The sequence below is a fragment of the Pseudomonas sp. FP2309 genome (assembly GCF_030687575.1).
GTDB lineage: Bacteria > Pseudomonadota > Gammaproteobacteria > Pseudomonadales > Pseudomonadaceae > Aquipseudomonas.
Window position 1 is genome coordinate 4000106 of sequence record NZ_CP117439.1, and the last position, 16982, is coordinate 4017087.

Below are 16982 nucleotides of genomic sequence, written 5' to 3' on the forward strand. Positions count from 1 at the left end.
CTACCTGCCAGCCCAAGCGCGCCTAATTTAATAGCGCTTCAAACTGGCTGCTTTGTTCCAGTCGGGTTCTTCGTTTGATCAATAGTGATCAACGTCACTGGAACGTTTTAACGTTGCACGGTTCTGAATCCGTGTCATTTGTAGGAACACCAATAATATGAACGCTCAAATCCATACTCAGGATGCGATTCGCACCCTCACCAACGCTTTTGCCCCAATGAACTGCCTGATCATGGCCGCTCGCAAAGGCTGCTTCAGCTTCACCCTGGTCAACGAACACGGCATCGCTCGTCACAGCGAACGCCTGTACCCCGATCAATACTCCAGCGCAGAACCGCTGCAGGCCGTGATCGAGCGTACCCGTCAGGCACTGGTTGCCTGATCGACCCGAGTTGCTGAAACACAAAAAACCCTGTTTAAAACACAGGGTTTTTTATGGCCTGCGATTTGGCACTTGAGCCCGCGGACTCATTTCAAATCGATATAACCGTTATAACTCGCCCAATAAGATGTTTTAAAAACAGTCCTTTACATCATGAATATGACACTACACTTCAACTCAAGCGGCATGATCCGCTTTCGGCGAGCCTGAGATCCGATTCACTGCTGCCAAGCCCCCACGTCTCAGGACTCGCCGACCCTTTCTCGGATTGAGGCGCCTATGGGTATCGCAGCCAGTGAATTGTGTCGTTACGTGATCCGGCCAACATTGATGTACCTCGACCGTCACCACCCATCCGCCGAGTCTCTGCTGCTGGGGATTGCCGCCAGCCAGTCGGAACTGGGCTCGGCCTTGCACGACCGACGCGGCCACGGCCTGTACAGCATCACCGAGCCGCGCCATCGCGCCTTGTGGGATGACTACCTGGCATTGGACCCCGAACGCGCCAGCCTTGTGCGCGGGCTGGCCAGTCAACACGCGTTCCTCAGCGCGCCCCAGTTGGAGCTGACCGTCAACCTGCGTTACGCCACCGCCATTGCCTGGCTGCTGGTGGAACAACACAGCGCCGCACTGCCACCGCCCGGCGATGTATTGGCCATGGCACGTCTCTGGAAAGAAATTTTTCATCCCCAAGGCAAACTGCGCGATTTCACTCGCGCCTGGCACACCTGTGTTTCACCCTTGAATCACTCGGTTTGCTGATCGGGCAGTTTGCAAGATTCGCCGAAAAAACCTGATTCTGGTCGGATTGTCCTACAAAACAGCTCTATCTCGCGTGTTACAGCCTATAGCGCGATCTTAATTTTATTGATACTTTCCGCAGCGGTGATCACCCCGGAGTTCTAATAATGAAAAAAGTAATGCTCAAGACCACACTTAGCCTCGCCGTTGCCATGGCCTCCTCCCAACTGTTCGCAAGCGGCTTTGCACTGAACGAACAGAGCGTCAGCGGGATGGGTACCGGTTTCGCAGGTCGCTCCTCCTCTGCCGATGATGCGAGCACTGTCTACGGTAACCCTGCCGGTATGTCTCGCCTCAATGGTCAGCAGATCACCGGCGGCGTCGCGGCGATTGATGCCTCCACGAACATCAGCGATACCGGTGGCAACTCTCGCGGTTCCAACAAAGGCGACATGGTTCCCTTCACCGCTGTGCCATTTGGTTTCTACACCAACAAACTCAACGATCAGTGGGCCGTCGGCTTTGGTGTATACGCACCGTTCGGCCTGGTGACCGATTATGAAAACGGCTTCCAGGGCCGTGGCTTCGGCAGCAAGAGCGAAGTGAAGGTCATGACCTTCCAGCCTACTGTCAGCTATGCGTTCAATGACCGTGTGTCGATCGGTTTCGGTCCGACCATCAACCGGATTTCCGGCGTGCTGGAGTCCGACAAAACCCTGAACCCGCTCGTCTCCGATACCAACGTCAAGATCAAGGGTGACGATACCGCCCTGGGCTTCAACGTCGGCGTACTGGTTCAAGCCACCGATACCACACGTGTGGGCCTGACTTACCACTCCAAGGTCAAGTACAAGCTCGAAGGCCACACCACCGTCAGCGGTCCGGCCGCCACCCAACCGTTCCTGCGCAACAACCGTTATGACGCCTCGTTGAAGATCGACACACCTGAGTCCTACGACCTGTCGGTCACTCAAGACCTGACCGATGCCTGGAAACTCTATGGCGGTGCAACCTGGACGCGCTGGAGCCGACTCAAAGAAATAACCGTCAACAACGAAGGCGTGACCGCCGTCGGCGGTGGCGGACTCGCTCCGACCCAGCTCAGCGCAATCACCGAAGAGCAAAACTGGCACGACACCTGGGCCTACGCCGTGGGTACGTCCTATCAGTTGACCAAACAAGTCGTGCTGCGTACCGGCCTGACCTTCGACCAGTCGCCGACCAACAACACCAATCGCTCGCCGCGCATCCCAACGGGCGACCGCACGATCTTCAGCGTGGGCCTGGGCTACAAAGTCATGGATAACATGACCGTCGACCTGGCTTACTCGTACCTCAAAGAAGAAGACATCAAGATCAACCAGACTGCGGCTGCACCTTCGACCGCCAGCTACCGCGCCAAATACGAAAACAGTGCCAACGGTTTCGGCCTGGGCATGACCTACACCTTCTGATTCAGACAGGTGTAAAAAAGCCCCGCTCTCCTGCACAGGAAGCGGGGCTTTTCAGTGGGCGCAGATCAGGGTTTGGACGCTATCGCCTTCTCCACCGCCTCGATCAACTCCGGGCTGTCCGGCTTGGTCAGGCTGGAGAAATCGGCAATCACTTTGCCCTGACGATCCACCACGTATTTGTAGAAATTCCACTTCGGCGCATTGCTCTGCTGCGCCAATACCTTGAACAGCTGCACCGCATCCGGCCCCTTGACCTTCTGCGGCTCGGTCATGGTGAAGGTCACGCCGTAATTCACGTAGCAGACCTTGGCGGTCTCCTCACCGGTCTTGGCTTCCTGCTTGAAGTCATCGGACGGCACGCCGATCACTTCCAGCCCTTGGTCCTTGTAACGTTGATACAAGGCTTCGAGGCCTTTGAACTGTGGCGCGAACCCGCAGAAGCTGGCGGTGTTGACGATCACCAGGGGCTTGCCGGCAAAGCGCTGGCACAGGTCGATGGATTCCTTGGCGCGCAGCTTGGGCAACTGGCCTTCGAGCAAGGGAGGGCAATCGGCGGCCAGCGCCACACTGCCAAAAGCCGCCATCAGCACGGGTACAGCCAGCCAGCGCATATGCATGTCGAAATGTCCTTTAAAGAGTTCAGGCAGCGAACTTAACAGATCGACATACCCAGTTGCATCAACGCCAATCCGCCGCGCTGCCATCCCCACCATGCCACGGCCAGCAGCAGGGCAACGGCCGCTGCGCCGCCGAACCAATACCACGTCGAACTCATGCCGCCTCCATTTGCGCCTGCAATCGCGCGACCGGCCGCTCACGCACCGGCCAATTGAGGGCCGCGGCGAGCACGCTGAGCAGGATCGCCACTTGCCAGATCAAATCGTAGTTGCCGGTTCGATCATAGACCACCCCGCCCAACCAGCCACCCAGGAACGAACCCAGTTGGTGAAACAGAAACACGATCCCACCCAGCATGGAGAGGTTGCGTACACCAAACAGTGTGGCCACGGTGCCGTTGGTCAGCGGCACCGTGGACAACCACAGAAAGCCCATCGCCATGCCGAACAGATAAGCCGTGACTTCGGTGACCGGCGCCCACAGAAACAACAGGATCACCACCGCGCGCGCCAGGTACAAACCGGTGAGCAAGCGCGGCTTGGACATGCGCCCGCCAAGCCAGCCGGCGGTGTAGGTACCGAAGATATTAAACAGGCCGATCAACGCCAGCACGGTGGTGCCCACCGTGGCCGGCAAGTGCTGGTCCACCAGATACGCAGGCAGATGCACGCCGATAAACACCACCTGGAAACCGCAGACAAAAAAGCCAAACGCCAGCAGCCAGAACCCCGAGTGGGAGCACGCCTCTTTCAAGGCTTCACGCAGGGTTTGCTGGCCCGCCATGACCGGCAGCGGTCGGTCCTTGAGCATGCTGACCAGCGGCAGGATCAGCGCGACCATCAAGCCCAGCACCAACAAGGCCGCCGACCAGCCCAGCCAACTGATCAGCCCCAGGGTGCCCGGCACCATGGCGAATTGGCCGAACGAACCGGCAGCGCTGGCAATGCCCATGGCGATGCTGCGCTTCTCCGGCGCCACCGCGCGACCGACCACTCCCAGGATCACCGAGAATGAGGTGCCGGACAGACCGATACCGATCAACAGCCCCGCACTCAGCGACAACGAGAACGCCGAATCGGACATGCCCATCAGCACCAAACCGGCGGCGTACAACACCCCGCCGACGAACACCGCCCTGGTGGCACCGAAACGGTCGGCCAACGCGCCGGTAAAGGGTTGCGCCAGGCCCCAGATCAGGTTCTGCAGGGCGATGGCGAAGGCGAAGGTCTCACGCCCCCAGCCGAATTCGCTGCTCATCGGCGCCAGGAACAGGCCGAAACCGTGCCGTACGCCCAGGGACAACGCCAGAATCAGCGCACTCCCTAAAAGGATCCAACCACTGGTGCGCCACATCGAGGTCATTTCTTATTCTCCGCTCGCGGGTATATACCCGCTTATGTTCGAACAAACCCGCGTTCAGGCGAGTTCATCCAGCAAGGCCAACAAGGTTTCGCGTTTTTCTGCGCCGAGCTTATCGATCAATTTCTGTTGCGCCGCCTCCCAGGCCGGCAAGGCAGCGGCCAGTCGCTCTGCACCGGCATCGGTCAACAGCACCAGACGGTTGCGCAAGTCATCGCCTTCGACCAACTGCACCAACCCTTCGCACTCCAGCACCCGCAGGTTACGCCCCAGGGTGCTGCGATCCAGACCCATGGCTTCTGCCAGGCTGGAAATGCTTGGCTGATCGAGGCGTTGCAGGTTACACAGCAAAGAATACTGGGCAACGTTGATCCCGAAGCCGTCGAGGGCGCCGTCGTAATGCCTGCTGACGCCACGGGCGGCACGTCGCAGGTTGGTGCATAAGCATTGGGAGGCAAGCATGGAACGTGTATATACCCGCGATTACGGAAATGCAAGAAAGTGTTACAGCGCCAGGCCCACCACGACAGCGGTCTCCAGCAGCTCCAACAGAGCCCCGGCGGTGTCTCCGGTGGTGCCGCCAAGGCGATTGACCATCAACTGACGCAGGCCCACAAAGCACAGCGCGGCGAGCAGCACGGCGATCCCGCCGCTGAAACCGCCGATAAGCAGGCAGGCCAGGCCACTGAGGATCAGCACCTGCTGGCCGACAGTTCTTGGTAAATGATCCGACAGCGCCTGGCCCAAGCCGCCTGCACGCACATAGCGCGTGGTCAGAAACAGCGCCAGCATCGACGCCCGCCCAATCAGTGGCGCCAAAATCAGCGCGGCGCCATTGTGCTGCTCGATCAGCGCCACCAACGCGCTGAACTTAAGCAGTAACACCAGGCCCAGGGTCACCACGGCAATTGGTCCGCTGCGCGGGTCCTTCATGATGGTGAGGGTGCGTTCGCGATCGCCGAAGCCGCCCAGCCACGCGTCGGCGCTGTCCGCCAGGCCATCCAGATGCAAGCCGCCACTGAGCAATACCCAGGCGGTGAGCAGCAGCGCCGCATGCAGGAGCAACGGCGCGCCCGTCAGCGCCAGGTTCAAGCCCCATAGCAGCAGCCCGAACAGCAACCCGACCATCGGATAAAACAGCAGCGAGCGCCCCAGCTCCTGAGGCTGAGGCATCCCCGGCAAGCGAATCGGCAAGCTGCTGAGAAACTGCAGGGCAATCCAGAAAGGCGACATGTTCAACGGCCTTCCTGCAATACACCGTCGGCGCTGACACGCAGACTGAACAGCCCGCCATGACCCACCTCGACATTCAGCAATTGCTCACGGGGCAAGCCCCGAGCGCGCGCCAGCAGCAAACGCATCACGCCGCCATGGCTGATCAACAACACGCGCTCACCGGCATACGCCTGATGCAAGCGCGAGACGGCAGCTAAGACGCGCTCGGAAAACTCGCTGACGGGCTCCCCTTCCGGGGGCGTAAAGCCATAGGGATCGGCCCAGAACAGCCCCAACCCTTCGGCGTCGGTCTCCATTAACGCCGCTGCGCTGCGCCCTTCCCAGGCGCCGAAATGCAGCTCCTGAAGGTCCTTTTCCAGACTGACCGGCAGCTTGAGCCGCGCCCCCAGTTCATCGGCGAACCGTGCGCAGCGTTGCAACGGCGAGCTGATCAACCGATCCCAAGGCCCCTGCTCCGCCACAGCAGCGCGCATCTGCGCCCAGCCTTTGGCGGTCAGTGCGTCGTCCAGGCTGCCACGCAGGCCGCCGCCCTGTTCGGTTTCGCCGTGACGCAACAGGTCCAGGTGCAAGGTCATGCCGGGCGGTCTGCGACGGCCGCTTCGGTAAAGGTCGCCATCTGACCGTGCAGCGCACACGCCAGACGCATCAGCGGCACGGCCAACGCCGCACCACTGCCCTCACCCAGGCGCAGACCCAGTTCCAGCAACGGTTGTGCATCGAGGCTGTGCAGCACATGGCGATGGCCAGGCTCGGCGCCCGAATGCCCGAACACCAACCAGTGGCGGCACGCCGGGTTCAGGCGCGTGGCGACCAACGCGGCGACCGTGCAGATAAACCCGTCGACCAGCACCACGACGCCTTCCTGGGCACAGGCAAGGTACGCGCCCACCAAGGCTGCAATCTCGAAGCCGCCCAGATTGAACAGGGTGTGTAACACCTCACCACGCTGCGCGGCGTGCAACGCCAAGGCGCGTTCGATGACGACGACCTTGTGGCTCACCCCTTGCGCATTCAAGCCGGTACCCGGGCCGGTGAGGTCGCTGACCTGGCAATCGAGCAGCGCACAGGCCAGCGCGCTGGCGGCGGTGGTATTGCCGATGCCCATTTCGCCGCCAATAAACAATTGCGCACCGCTTTCGCGGGCACGCAGCACGCTGTCGCGACCGGCGTGCAATGCGAGTCGCCCCTGGGCAGCGGTCATCGCCGGGCCGTACACGAAATTGGCAGTGCCCGCGCCGATGTTCAGGTGGCGCACGCCCGGCAGGCTCAACTCGGCGTTTACCGTGCCGAGGTCGACCACTTCCAGGCGCGCATCCAACTGCCGCGCCAACACGCTGATGGCGGCGCCGCCGCTGACAAAGTTATGCAGCATCTGCCCGGTGACTTCCTGAGGGAAGGCGGATACCCCCTCGGCAACCACGCCGTGGTCGCCAGCAAAAATCGCGATCCACAAGTGGTCCAACGACGGTTTGGCCTGGCCCTGCAAGCCGGCCAATTGCACCGCCAGCGCTTCCAGACGGCCAAGAGAGCCGGCCGGTTTGGTCAGTTGCTGCTGACGCGCCAGGGCCTGTTCGGACGCAACGGCGTCAATAGCCTTACACGGGTTGAGCCACCAGGTGTCAGTCATAACGCGGTACCTTTCAATGTCAGGGGCAGGCCGGCGACGGTCAGCACCACACGCTGACACCGCTCGGCCAAAGCTTGATGCAGCCAACCGGCTTCATCTACATAGCGGCGAGTCAATTCGCCCAGCGGCACGACACCCAGTCCGGTCTCGTTGCTGACAAAAATGATTTCACCCGGCAACGCGGCCAGGCAGTCCAGTAATTGCTCGCGCTCGAACGCCAGACGCTCTGGGTCTTCCAGCATCAGCAGGTTGGTCAGCCACAACGTCAGGCAGTCCACCAGCAGGCAGCGTTCGGGCGCGGCGTTCTCGCGCAGCACGCGTGCCAGTTCCACAGGTTCTTCGATCAAGCCCCAATGCGCGGGGCGACGCTGGCGATGCAAGGCCACACGGGCGTTCATCTCGCCGTCGAGGGGTTGGCTGGTGGCGATATAGATGACGGGCAACCCAGTGTCGCCGGCAAGCCGTTCGGCGAGACGGCTTTTGCCTGAACGGGCGCCGCCGAGGATCAGTTGGTGCATGGGGCAACCCCACACAGGCGGCGTAACAAATCGGTGTCCAGATGGTTCTCCACCAGGTCCGCCAGGCGCTCGATATCGCGCTCGCGCAGGGCGTGGTAATCCACGTCCTGCACATCCTGCAAACCGGCCCAGCGCAGCAAGGCACTGCACGCCGCCGGGGTCTCGAACAGGCCATGCAGATAGGTGCCGAGGATCTGCCCGTCAGCACTCCGGGCGCCGTCACGGCGACCGTCATCCAACTGCACGGCCGCGTTCGATAACCCATCGCCGCGCGTCACGCCCGCATGGATCTCATAGCCGCTGACCTCGGCGTCTTCCAGCACCAGCCGCCCACGCACATTGCGCAGCTGTTTTTCTTCTTCCAGGGTGGTGCTGAACGCCAGCAGGCCGAGGCCGTCGCTGGACCCGGCCGTGCCTTCCAGGCCAAGCGGGTCGTGCACCTGCTCGCCCAGCATCTGCAGGCCGCCACAAATGCCGAGCACTTTGCCGCCATAGCGCAAGTGCCGCGCCACGGCGCTGTCCCAGCCATTAGCGCGCAAGTAGGCCAAGTCGCTGCGCACGCTTTTAGAGCCCGGCAGGATGATCAGGTCGGCGCCAGGGATCGGCTGGCCGGGCCCGACGAACTGCAAGTCCACCTGGGGGTGCAGGCGCAGCGGGTCGAAATCCGTGTGGTTGCTGATGCGCGGCAGCACCGGCACTACCACCTTGAGCACTTGTGCGGTTTTGTCGATCTGGCGCCGGTCGATGCCGTCTTCGGCTTCCAGGTGCAGGTCCATCACGTAGGGCAATACGCCCACCACCGGTTTGCCGGTGCGCGCCTCCAGCCAATCCAGACCGGGTTGCAACAGCGCGATGTCACCGCGAAAACGATTGATGATGAAACCCTTGACCCGCGCCTGCTCGCTGGGCGAGAGCAATTCCAGGGTGCCCACCAGATGCGCGAACACCCCGCCGCGATTGATATCGGCGATCAGCAGCACCGGGCAATCCACCGCCTCGGCGAAGCCCATGTTCGCGATGTCATTGGCGCGCAGGTTGATCTCTGCAGGCGACCCCGCCCCCTCCACCATCACCACCGGGTAGCGTTCGCTCAAGCGCGCGTGGGACGCCAACACCGCTTGCATCGCGATGGCTTTGTAATCGTGGTAGGCCACGGCGTTCATGCTGGTGACGGCGCGGCCGTGGATGATCACCTGCGAGCCGGTGTCACTGTTGGGTTTGAGCAGCACCGGGTTCATATCGGTGTGGGGTGCGAGGTTGGCGGCCTGGGCCTGCACCGCCTGGGCGCGACCGATCTCGCCTCCTTCGGCCGTCACGGCACTGTTGAGCGCCATGTTCTGCGGTTTGAACGGCACCACTGCGACGCCTTGGCGCACCAGCCAGCGACACAACGCGGTCACCAGGGTGCTTTTGCCGGCATCGGAGGTGGTGCCCTGTACCATCAGCGTGCTCATGAAGCATCCTTATAGGCCGCCAGGGCTTCGTCGAGGCGCAGCCAGTCAGCCTCAGTGCCCGGCAGGCCGAAACGCAGGCTGCTGTTGTGCACGAACAGGCGCAGCAGAATGCCGCGCTGAGCCATGAATTCGAACATGCGCTCGGCGTGCGGGGTGATCAGCCATTGGAACAGCGCGCAACCGCCATGGGGTTGAAAGCCATGGCGCTCAAGCAGTGCGAACAAGCGCTGGCCGGCCTCGATGCACCGTTCACGCTGGCGTGCGTGGCCAACGCTGTCGCGCAGGCAAACCTGACCCAGCACCCGCGTCGGACCACTGACCGCCCACGGTCCGACTTGCTCGGCGAGCAACTTGAGCAGCCGACGTTCGGCCAATACAAAGCCCAGGCGCACCCCGGCGAGGCCAAAAAACTTGCCGAACGAGCGCAGCACAATCAGCCCGACCTGATGGGCCTGGCCCGCCAGGCTCAACTCGGGGGTTACGTCCATAAACGCTTCGTCCACCACCAGCCAGCCGCCACGCTGGGCCAGACGGGTATGCCAGTCCAACAGGCGCTGCGAGGGCAGGCTCAAGCCAGTCGGGTTGTTGGGATTGACCACCACCAGCACATCCAGGCCATCGAGGAAAAAGTCGACTTCCTGCTCCTGCACCTCACGCACCACGTAGCCTGCGCGACGCCAGGCCTCGGCGTGTTCGGCATAACAGGGCGACAACACGCCGACCTTGCCCGCACGGCGCAGGCGCGGCAGCAACTGGATAGCCGCCTGGGAACCCGGCACCGGCAATAGATGCGCGGCGCGGTAATAGTCGCTGGCTGCCTGCTCAAGGCCGTCGTCGGTTTCCGGCAAGCGCGCCCAAGCGCGCAACGGAATCTCGGGGATCGGCCACGGCCAAGGCGCCAGGCCGCTGGAGAGATCAAGCCAATTGGCCTCGGCAATCCCGTACTCAACGGACGCCTTACGCAGCCGACCACCGTGTTCAAGCATAGAATTGCGCCCCCGCGCACAAGACCAGCAGCCACAACCATACGCCGCGCTGCACCAGTTGCCAGCCGCGCTCAATAGAATCGGCATCTGCAGCCGGGCCTTCGCCCAAAGGTGGACGTTGGTGCAACTGGCCGTGATAAATCGCCGCGCCGCCCAACTCGACGCCCAACGCGCCTGCGCCGGCCGCCATCACCGGGCCCGCATTGGGGCTGTCCCACGTCGGTCCCTGGGTGCGCCAGCATTTGAGCGCCAGCGCGGTTTTGCCCAATACCGCGTAGGTCAAGGCCACCAGACGTGCCGGAATGTAGTTGAGCACGTCGTCGATTTTCGCCGCCGCCCAACCGAAGCGCTCAAAGCGTTCGTTGCGATAGCCCCACATGGCGTCCAAGGTATTGCTCAGGCGGTAGAGCACCACGCCCGGCACACCGGCGACGACAAACCAGAACAGCGCGGCAAACACCGCGTCGCTGCCGTTTTCCAGCACCGATTCCGTTGCGGCACGGGCCACTTCGGTACTGTCCAGTTCGCTGGTCTGACGGCTCACCAGGTAGCTCACGCGCAGGCGTGCCTGATCCAGGTCATCGCTGCGCAAGGCCTGGGCGACAGGCATGACATGTTCGCCGAGGCTGCGCATGCCAAGGGCACAGTACAACGCCAGAATTTCCAGTGCCCAGCCGATATACGGCGCCCACGACAAGGCGGTGGCCAGCAGGGTCAGCGGCACCACCGCGACAAACCAGGCGGTCACACCATGGCTGCGCCAGCCCCGGCCGCCGGAGTTGAAACGCTGCTCGATGCGCCCGGCAAAGTTGCCGAACGCCACCAGCGGATGCCAGCGCCTGGGCTCACCCAGCAGCGCATCCAGCGCCACCGCAGCGACACACAGCAAGGCCACACTCATTGACTCACTCCCCACCTGTTCTCAAACAACATGTCACTCAGCGGCCGTGGTTCGGTCCAGCCTTCGAGCTGCAACATCGGTGCCGGATAAAACTCGGCCACCGGGCCCAGGCACAGCACGGCCAGGGGTTTGGCGCCGGGCGGCAAGCCCAGCAAGTCGGCCAGCGCCTGGGGCTCGAACAACGACACCCAGCCCATGCCCAGGCCTTCGACGCGGGCGGCCAGCCATAGATTCTGAATGGCACACGACAGCGACGCCATGTCCATCTCCGGCAAGGTGCGCCGCCCGAAGATGTGGCGCTCACGGTCATCCATCAGTGCCGCGACCAGCACCTCGGCGCAATCGTGGATGCCTTCGACCTTGAGCTTCATGAACGCATCGGAGCGCTCGCCCAGGGCTTCGGCGGTGCGCACGCGCTCTTCTTCCACCAGATGCTGGATCTGCCCACGCAGGTGGCGGTCGCTGATGCGGATAAAACGCCACGGTTGCATCAGCCCGACACTGGGTGCCTGGTGTGCGGCCTGGAGCAGGCGATGCAGCAACTCAGGCGCCACGGTGCCGCCGCTGAAGTGGCGCATGTCGCGGCGTTCGGCGATGGCGCGGTAAACCGCCGCGCGGTCGGCCTGGGGGAACGCGTTGTCAGTCATGAGGGTTGCGGCGCAAAGAGCGCCGCCACTGCCGCTGGGTTGGACGGGAAGTAAAAGTGCACGTAGGACGCGGTCATCCGCCCTTGTCGGTAAACGGCCTCCGCCCCGCGCCCACCATTGGGGCTCAGCCCTCGGGCAATCGGCTGCCACTCGGTGTTGGTCAGGGAATGATGATAGGTATGGCCGCGCAGCACGCCTTCGGGCAACTCGACACTTTGCAGGGCCAGGGCCGCGAGTTTCTTTTGCATCACCGCATCGCCCTGGAGCAGGCCGAGCAGTTCAGCGCGGTGGCCATCGACATCGGTGAGCGAGTCCAGCAGGTAAAGCATGCCGCCACACTCCGCGAGCAACGGTTTGCCGGCGGCGTGATGGGCACGGATGGCCGCGAGCATCGGGGTGTTTTCCGACAGCGCCTGGTGGTGCAGTTCCGGGTAACCGCCGGGTAAATACAGGCTGTCGGCGGCGGGCAGCTCACGATCATGGATCGGCGAGAAAAAGCTCAGTTCGGCGCCCATCGCGCGCAACAGGTCAAGGCTGGCTCCGTAGGTGAAGGCAAAGGCCTCATCGCGGGCCACGGCGATGCGTACGCCTGCCAGCAAAGGCTCGGCCTCGATCACCTGCGGCGCGGCGAAGGTCACCGGTGGTGGCAACGCCACTTCGCAACTGCTGCCCAGGGCTTGGGCGGCGGCGTCCAGGCGCACATCAAGGTCATTCAATTCGCTGGCCTGCACCAGGCCCAGGTGACGGCTGGGCAACTCGATACCGGTCTCCCGGGACAATGCGCCATACCAGCGCAGGCCCTCGGTGAGACTGCCTTCGAGCAACTGTGCATGGCGCAGGGTGCCGACGCGGTTGGCCAGGACGCCGGCAAACGGCAAGTCCGGCTGGTAGCGCGCCAGGCCTAACGCCAGCGCGCCGAAGGTCTGGGCCATGGCGGTGCCGTCGATCACGCCGAGCACCGGCACACCGAAGTGCCGCGCCAAGTCAGCGCTGGACGGGGTGCCGTCGAACAGGCCCATCACGCCTTCGATCAGGATCAGATCGGCCTCTCCCGCCGCTTCCCACAGCAGACGGCGACTTTCCTGCTCGCCCACCATCCACATGTCCAATTGATACACCGGCGCACCGCTGGCGCGCTCGTGGATCATCGGGTCCAGAAAGTCCGGGCCGCATTTGAACACGCGCACCTTGCGCCCCAGGTTGCGGTGCAAACGGGCCAATGCAGCGGTGACGGTGGTTTTGCCCTGGCCGGACGCCGGTGCGGCGATCAATACGGCTGGGCAATGACGGGGCTGATTCAAAGTTCGACGCCCTTCTGTGCCTTGATACCGGCCTGGAACGCGTGCTTGAGCATGCCCATTTCGGTGACGGTGTCGCCCATTTCGATCAGCTCGGGCTTGGCGCCGCGACCGGTCACCACCACATGCTGCATCGGCGGGCGGGCTTGCAGGTCACTGAGCACCTGGTCAAGGTCGAGGTAGCCGTGCTTGAGGGCGATGTTCAACTCGTCCAGCACCACCAGGCCGATGGCCGGGTCTTGCAGCAATTGGCGCGACACGGCCCAGGCAGCCTCGGCGGCGGCGATATCGCGTTGGCGGTCTTGGGTTTCCCAGGTGAAACCTTCGCCCATCACATGAAAGCGTACTTGCTCGGGGAAACGTCGGAAAAACAGCTCCTCGCCGGTGCTGTTGCGCCCCTTGATGAACTGCACCACGCCGCACTGCATGCCATGCCCAATGGCCCGGGCAAGCATGCCGAACGCCGAACTGCTCTTGCCTTTGCCGTTGCCGGTGAGCACCAGCAGCAAGCCGCATTCGTTGGGGGAGTTGGCGATGCGCTCGTCGATCACGGCTTTTTTGCGCAGCATGCGCGCCAGGTGGCGTTCGTCGCGGTCGGGGGTATCGGTCATGGCAGCTCTCCGTTGGGGCTGAACAAAAACGGCGGGCAGGAAAAAACACAAACAGACAGCCAAGCATCGCCCACCGTGATGCTGTTGAATGAGTCAGGCCGGTCTCCGGGCTCATGAGTGGCGTCCTGTAGAGAACGGACCGACGCTGCGCCTTCCCATATCGCACGCGATACAGTGGCAAAAGGCAGCGATTTGACTCATTTACCGTTGCGGGGGCAGCGCCGGAATTGCGGCGGCACTGTGTACAAGTGCGCTCACTCACCGGCTTCCCTGTTTCACCCTGTCGACCCATCGGTCACAGAGCACCTGAAACAAGCGGCGAAGGTTAGTGGGTTGGGGGTGGAGCGTCAATGAAAGCTGGACGAGTACTTGAACCATCGCACCGCAGCGCTCCTCTACCCTTACAGGTATCAAGGAGAACACCATGCATAAAACCAGACTCGCCCTGCTGATCATGCTCGCCGGCACCCTCGTGGCTTGCGGCGAAAGCTCCACCCTGCAAGTCTCAGACGGCACCGGCCCGTCGCCCAGGCTGCCGGAGCCGAACAAGACACTGATCCCGACCGTCAACATCGCGCCAGCCATCGGCTGGCCGGAGGGCGCCAAGCCAACCGCGGCGGCTGGCACCCAGGTGGCCGCATTCGCCGAGGGCCTGGACCACCCGCGCTGGCTGTATGTGCTGCCCAATGGCGATGTGCTGGTAGCGGAAACCAATGCTCCGCCCAAGCCGGATGACGCTAAGGGCCTGCGCGGCTGGGTCATGGAAAAGGTCATGGGCCGTGCCGGCGCGGGGGTGCCGAGCGCGAACCGCATCACGCTGCTGCGCGACGCCGATCACGATGGCGTCGCCGAAACCCGCACGGTGTTCCTGGAAAACCTCAACTCGCCGTTCGGCATGACCCTGGTCGGCAACGATCTGTACGTGGCCGACTCGGACAAACTGCTGCGCTTCCCGTATCAGCCGGGCGAAACCGAAATCAAGGCTCAGGGCGCCAAGGTGGTCGACTTGCCCGGCGGCCCACTGAATCACCACTGGACAAAAAACGTGGTGGCCAGCAAGGACGGCAGCAAGCTGTACGTGAGCGTCGGCTCCAACAGCAACGTCGGCGAGAACGGCCTGGAGGCGGAACAGGGGCGTGCCGCGATCTGGGAAGTCGACCGCGCCAGCGGCCAGCACCGGATTTTCGCCTCCGGCCTGCGCAACCCCAACGGCATGGCCTGGGAACCGCAGAGCGGCAAACTGTGGACGGCGGTGAATGAACGCGACGAGATCGGCAGCGACCTGGTGCCCGACTACATTACCTCGGTCAAAGACGGCGGCTTCTACGGCTGGCCGTTCAGTTATTACGGCCAACACGTGGATGTGCGCGTCACGCCGCAGGACCCCGTCCTGGTGGCAAAGGCAATTGCGCCGGACTACGCAGTGGGCCCGCATACCGCTTCGTTGGGGCTGACTTTTGCCGAGGGCAGCAAGCTGCCGGCTGCGTTCAGCAACGGCGCGTTTATCGGCCAGCATGGCTCGTGGAATCGCAAACCGCACAGTGGCTATAAGGTGATCTTCGTGCCGTTTGAGAATGGCAAACCGAAAGGGCAGCCGGTGGATGTGCTTACCGGATTCCTCGACAAGGATGAGAAAGCCATGGGCCGGCCGGTAGGCGTGGTGATCGACAAGCAGGGGGATTTGCTGGTGGCGGATGATGTGGGGAATAAAGTGTGGCGGGTGTCGGCGGCTAAATGAGCCACTGCAGGAGGGGCGCACCCCCTCCTGCAGCGTTGCGTTAAGGGTTGCGTGCCAGATTGCCCGGCAGCACCCTTTTGGCGCTCAGGTAGGCATTCTGCCAATAGGCTTTGGACAAGGTGTCCAACTTCACCGTACCGCCGGTTTGCGGCGCGTGGACGAAACGGCCTTCGCCCACGTAGATCCCGGCATGGCTGACCTGCGAGCCACCGCCAGTGGCGAAGAACAACAGGTCGCCGGTTTGCAGGTTCTGCTCACTCACGTCCTGGGCGCGCATTACGATCAGCTCGCGCGTGGTGCGCGGCAGGGAGATCCCGGCGGCATCGCGGTAGACAAAGCCGATCAGGCCACTGCAATCAAAACCGGAGTCAGGCGTATTGCCGCCCCAGCGATAAGGCGTGCCGACCAGGCCCAGCGCGCGAAAGAGTACGTCTTCGGCCACAGGCGAAAAATTCTGGGTGGAATAGTTGAACACCGGCTTGGGCTTGACCGCGACGGGTGCGGGCGGCGGTGTGCGGCTGGCGCAGGCGCTGAGGAGCGCGGCGCAAAGCATTAGAATCAGGCGGGCCGAGGTCGACATGTGCAGAACAATCCTGGTCTGGATGCGGCTTTCGCTGCCGAACGCTGAAAACCAGAACGCGCAAGCAAAGCTCGCGCGAACGGATTACAACAATGTCCAGGGATTCTAGCGCTTACACGTCAAACTTCAAGTATCACTTTAAGTTTACTTACTGGCGGTAACCGTTGTCGGGGCCATGGCGAGTGCGCGCTTGGCTTCGATAAAGGTTTTGCTCCAGTAGCTGTCCCCCAGGTTGTCGACTCGAACACCGCCACTGCGACGGCTGCTGGAGTGGATAAACTGGTTGTCACCCAGGTAGATGCCGGCGTGACTGACACGACCGCGACCTGCCGTACTGAAGAAAAGCAGATCACCGGGCTTGAGGTTGTTGCGTGCGACCAACGGTGCTTTCACGTTGATCATTTCGCGCGTCGAGCGTGGCAGGTTCATGCCAGCCTCTTCACGAAACAGATAACCGATGAAACCGCTGCAATCGAAACCGGCTTCCGAGGTACCACCGAAACGGTAACGGGTACCGATCAGGGACATGCCGCGTTCGAGAATGCTGTCGGCCAGCACTGGAAGCTGGTAAGGCTTGCTGCCGGAAAAATCGGCCAGCTCTTTTTCCGTTGCCAACTCTTCTTCGTAAACAGAAGCAGACTGTGCAGCAACGAATTTTGCCTGATTTTGAACCTGTGGTTTTTGCTGTTCCGCCACCTGTTGAGGGTGGGAGGCGCAGCCAAACAACAGGGTAACGAGTGCGAGAGGCACGAGGGGTGCGAAGCGATTTAGCATGGGCACGACCGTGGCTGATGTGTAAAGAAGCCGAGACTATGCCTTCTATCACATCGAT

Annotated in this window: 20 protein-coding genes and 1 riboswitch; of the genes, 4 read left to right on the forward strand and 16 right to left on the reverse strand. The window is 62.4% G+C overall.

Annotated elements, in window-relative coordinates:
- Positions 1 to 157 precede the first annotated feature (157 nt).
- The 3 genes from PSH59_RS18305 to PSH59_RS18315 all read left to right on the forward strand — a co-directional run bounded on the left by PSH59_RS18305 (position 158) and on the right by PSH59_RS18315 (position 2577).
- Positions 158 to 382, forward strand: a complete 225-nt coding sequence (locus tag PSH59_RS18305; RefSeq protein WP_003175353.1) for a hypothetical protein — start codon at positions 158 to 160, stop codon at positions 380 to 382.
- Between the two features lie 279 nt (positions 383 to 661).
- On the forward strand, positions 662 to 1144 hold the full coding sequence (locus PSH59_RS18310) for a hypothetical protein (RefSeq protein ID WP_305393364.1): 483 nt from the start codon (positions 662 to 664) through the stop codon (positions 1142 to 1144).
- Positions 1145 to 1290: 146 nt separating this feature from the next.
- Positions 1291 to 2577 carry an OmpP1/FadL family transporter gene (locus tag PSH59_RS18315; RefSeq protein ID WP_248077971.1) on the forward strand — a complete coding sequence of 429 codons (1287 nt, stop codon included), beginning with the start codon at positions 1291 to 1293 and terminating at the stop codon, positions 2575 to 2577.
- 65 nt (positions 2578 to 2642) lie between these two features.
- On the opposite strand, the gene PSH59_RS18320 is transcribed toward PSH59_RS18315, so the two are convergent.
- The 14 genes from PSH59_RS18320 to cobO form a co-directional block, all read right to left on the reverse strand.
- Positions 2643 to 3194 (reverse strand): glutathione peroxidase, encoded by a 552-nt coding sequence (locus PSH59_RS18320; RefSeq protein ID WP_248077972.1) that lies wholly within the window; start codon positions 3192 to 3194, stop codon positions 2643 to 2645.
- 35 nt (positions 3195 to 3229) lie between these two features.
- A complete protein-coding gene (locus PSH59_RS18325) occupies positions 3230 to 3352 on the reverse strand; it encodes a hypothetical protein (protein WP_282445859.1) in 123 nt (40 codons plus the stop codon).
- Positions 3349 to 4548, reverse strand: coding sequence for an MFS transporter (locus tag PSH59_RS18330; protein ID WP_248078198.1), 1200 nt, complete (start codon positions 4546 to 4548; stop codon positions 3349 to 3351). The genes PSH59_RS18325 and PSH59_RS18330 overlap by 4 nt, the downstream gene beginning before the upstream one ends.
- Before the next feature lie 63 nt (positions 4549 to 4611).
- On the reverse strand, positions 4612 to 5016 hold the full coding sequence (locus tag PSH59_RS18335) for a MarR family winged helix-turn-helix transcriptional regulator (protein ID WP_248077974.1): 405 nt from the start codon (positions 5014 to 5016) through the stop codon (positions 4612 to 4614).
- A gap of 42 nt (positions 5017 to 5058) precedes the next feature.
- Positions 5059 to 5787, reverse strand: a complete 729-nt coding sequence (locus tag PSH59_RS18340) for an adenosylcobinamide-GDP ribazoletransferase (protein WP_305393365.1) — start codon at positions 5785 to 5787, stop codon at positions 5059 to 5061.
- A gap of 2 nt (positions 5788 to 5789) precedes the next feature.
- Entirely contained in the window at positions 5790 to 6365 is a 576-nt protein-coding gene (cobC, locus tag PSH59_RS18345) for an alpha-ribazole phosphatase family protein (RefSeq protein ID WP_305393366.1), read from the reverse strand.
- Positions 6362 to 7417 carry a nicotinate-nucleotide--dimethylbenzimidazole phosphoribosyltransferase gene (gene cobT / locus PSH59_RS18350; protein WP_248077977.1) on the reverse strand — a complete coding sequence of 352 codons (1056 nt, stop codon included), beginning with the start codon at positions 7415 to 7417 and terminating at the stop codon, positions 6362 to 6364. The genes cobC and cobT overlap by 4 nt, the downstream gene beginning before the upstream one ends.
- Positions 7414 to 7935 carry a bifunctional adenosylcobinamide kinase/adenosylcobinamide-phosphate guanylyltransferase gene (cobU, locus tag PSH59_RS18355; RefSeq protein ID WP_248077978.1) on the reverse strand — a complete coding sequence of 174 codons (522 nt, stop codon included), beginning with the start codon at positions 7933 to 7935 and terminating at the stop codon, positions 7414 to 7416. The genes cobT and cobU overlap by 4 nt, the downstream gene beginning before the upstream one ends.
- On the reverse strand, positions 7923 to 9389 hold the full coding sequence (locus PSH59_RS18360) for a cobyric acid synthase (protein ID WP_305393367.1): 1467 nt from the start codon (positions 9387 to 9389) through the stop codon (positions 7923 to 7925). Before PSH59_RS18360 ends, cobU begins: the two co-directional genes overlap by 13 nt.
- Positions 9386 to 10375, reverse strand: a complete 990-nt coding sequence (cobD, locus tag PSH59_RS18365; protein ID WP_305393368.1) for a threonine-phosphate decarboxylase CobD — start codon at positions 10373 to 10375, stop codon at positions 9386 to 9388. Before cobD ends, PSH59_RS18360 begins: the two co-directional genes overlap by 4 nt.
- Entirely contained in the window at positions 10368 to 11276 is a 909-nt protein-coding gene (cbiB, locus tag PSH59_RS18370) for an adenosylcobinamide-phosphate synthase CbiB (RefSeq protein WP_248077981.1), read from the reverse strand. The genes cobD and cbiB overlap by 8 nt, the downstream gene beginning before the upstream one ends.
- A complete protein-coding gene (gene bluB / locus PSH59_RS18375; protein WP_248077983.1) occupies positions 11273 to 11923 on the reverse strand; it encodes a 5,6-dimethylbenzimidazole synthase in 651 nt (216 codons plus the stop codon). Before bluB ends, cbiB begins: the two co-directional genes overlap by 4 nt.
- On the reverse strand, positions 11920 to 13224 hold the full coding sequence (locus PSH59_RS18380; RefSeq protein WP_248077985.1) for a cobyrinate a,c-diamide synthase: 1305 nt from the start codon (positions 13222 to 13224) through the stop codon (positions 11920 to 11922). Before PSH59_RS18380 ends, bluB begins: the two co-directional genes overlap by 4 nt.
- Positions 13221 to 13832: a cob(I)yrinic acid a,c-diamide adenosyltransferase gene (gene cobO / locus PSH59_RS18385; protein WP_305393369.1), complete on the reverse strand. Its 612-nt coding sequence runs from the start codon at positions 13830 to 13832 to the stop codon at positions 13221 to 13223. Before cobO ends, PSH59_RS18380 begins: the two co-directional genes overlap by 4 nt.
- 78 nt (positions 13833 to 13910) lie before the next feature.
- Positions 13911 to 14157: riboswitch (cobalamin riboswitch) on the reverse strand.
- A gap of 99 nt (positions 14158 to 14256) precedes the next feature.
- Here cobO and PSH59_RS18390 point away from each other — a divergent pair.
- Positions 14257 to 15570 (forward strand): sorbosone dehydrogenase family protein, encoded by a 1314-nt coding sequence (locus tag PSH59_RS18390; RefSeq protein WP_248077989.1) that lies wholly within the window; start codon positions 14257 to 14259, stop codon positions 15568 to 15570.
- A gap of 40 nt (positions 15571 to 15610) precedes the next feature.
- Here the strand turns inward: PSH59_RS18390 and PSH59_RS18395 are convergent, their stop codons facing one another.
- A complete protein-coding gene (locus tag PSH59_RS18395; RefSeq protein WP_248077991.1) occupies positions 15611 to 16150 on the reverse strand; it encodes a C40 family peptidase in 540 nt (179 codons plus the stop codon).
- Between the two features lie 144 nt (positions 16151 to 16294).
- Positions 16295 to 16924: a C40 family peptidase gene (locus PSH59_RS18400; RefSeq protein WP_248077993.1), complete on the reverse strand. Its 630-nt coding sequence runs from the start codon at positions 16922 to 16924 to the stop codon at positions 16295 to 16297.
- Positions 16925 to 16982: the final 58 nt, after the last annotated feature.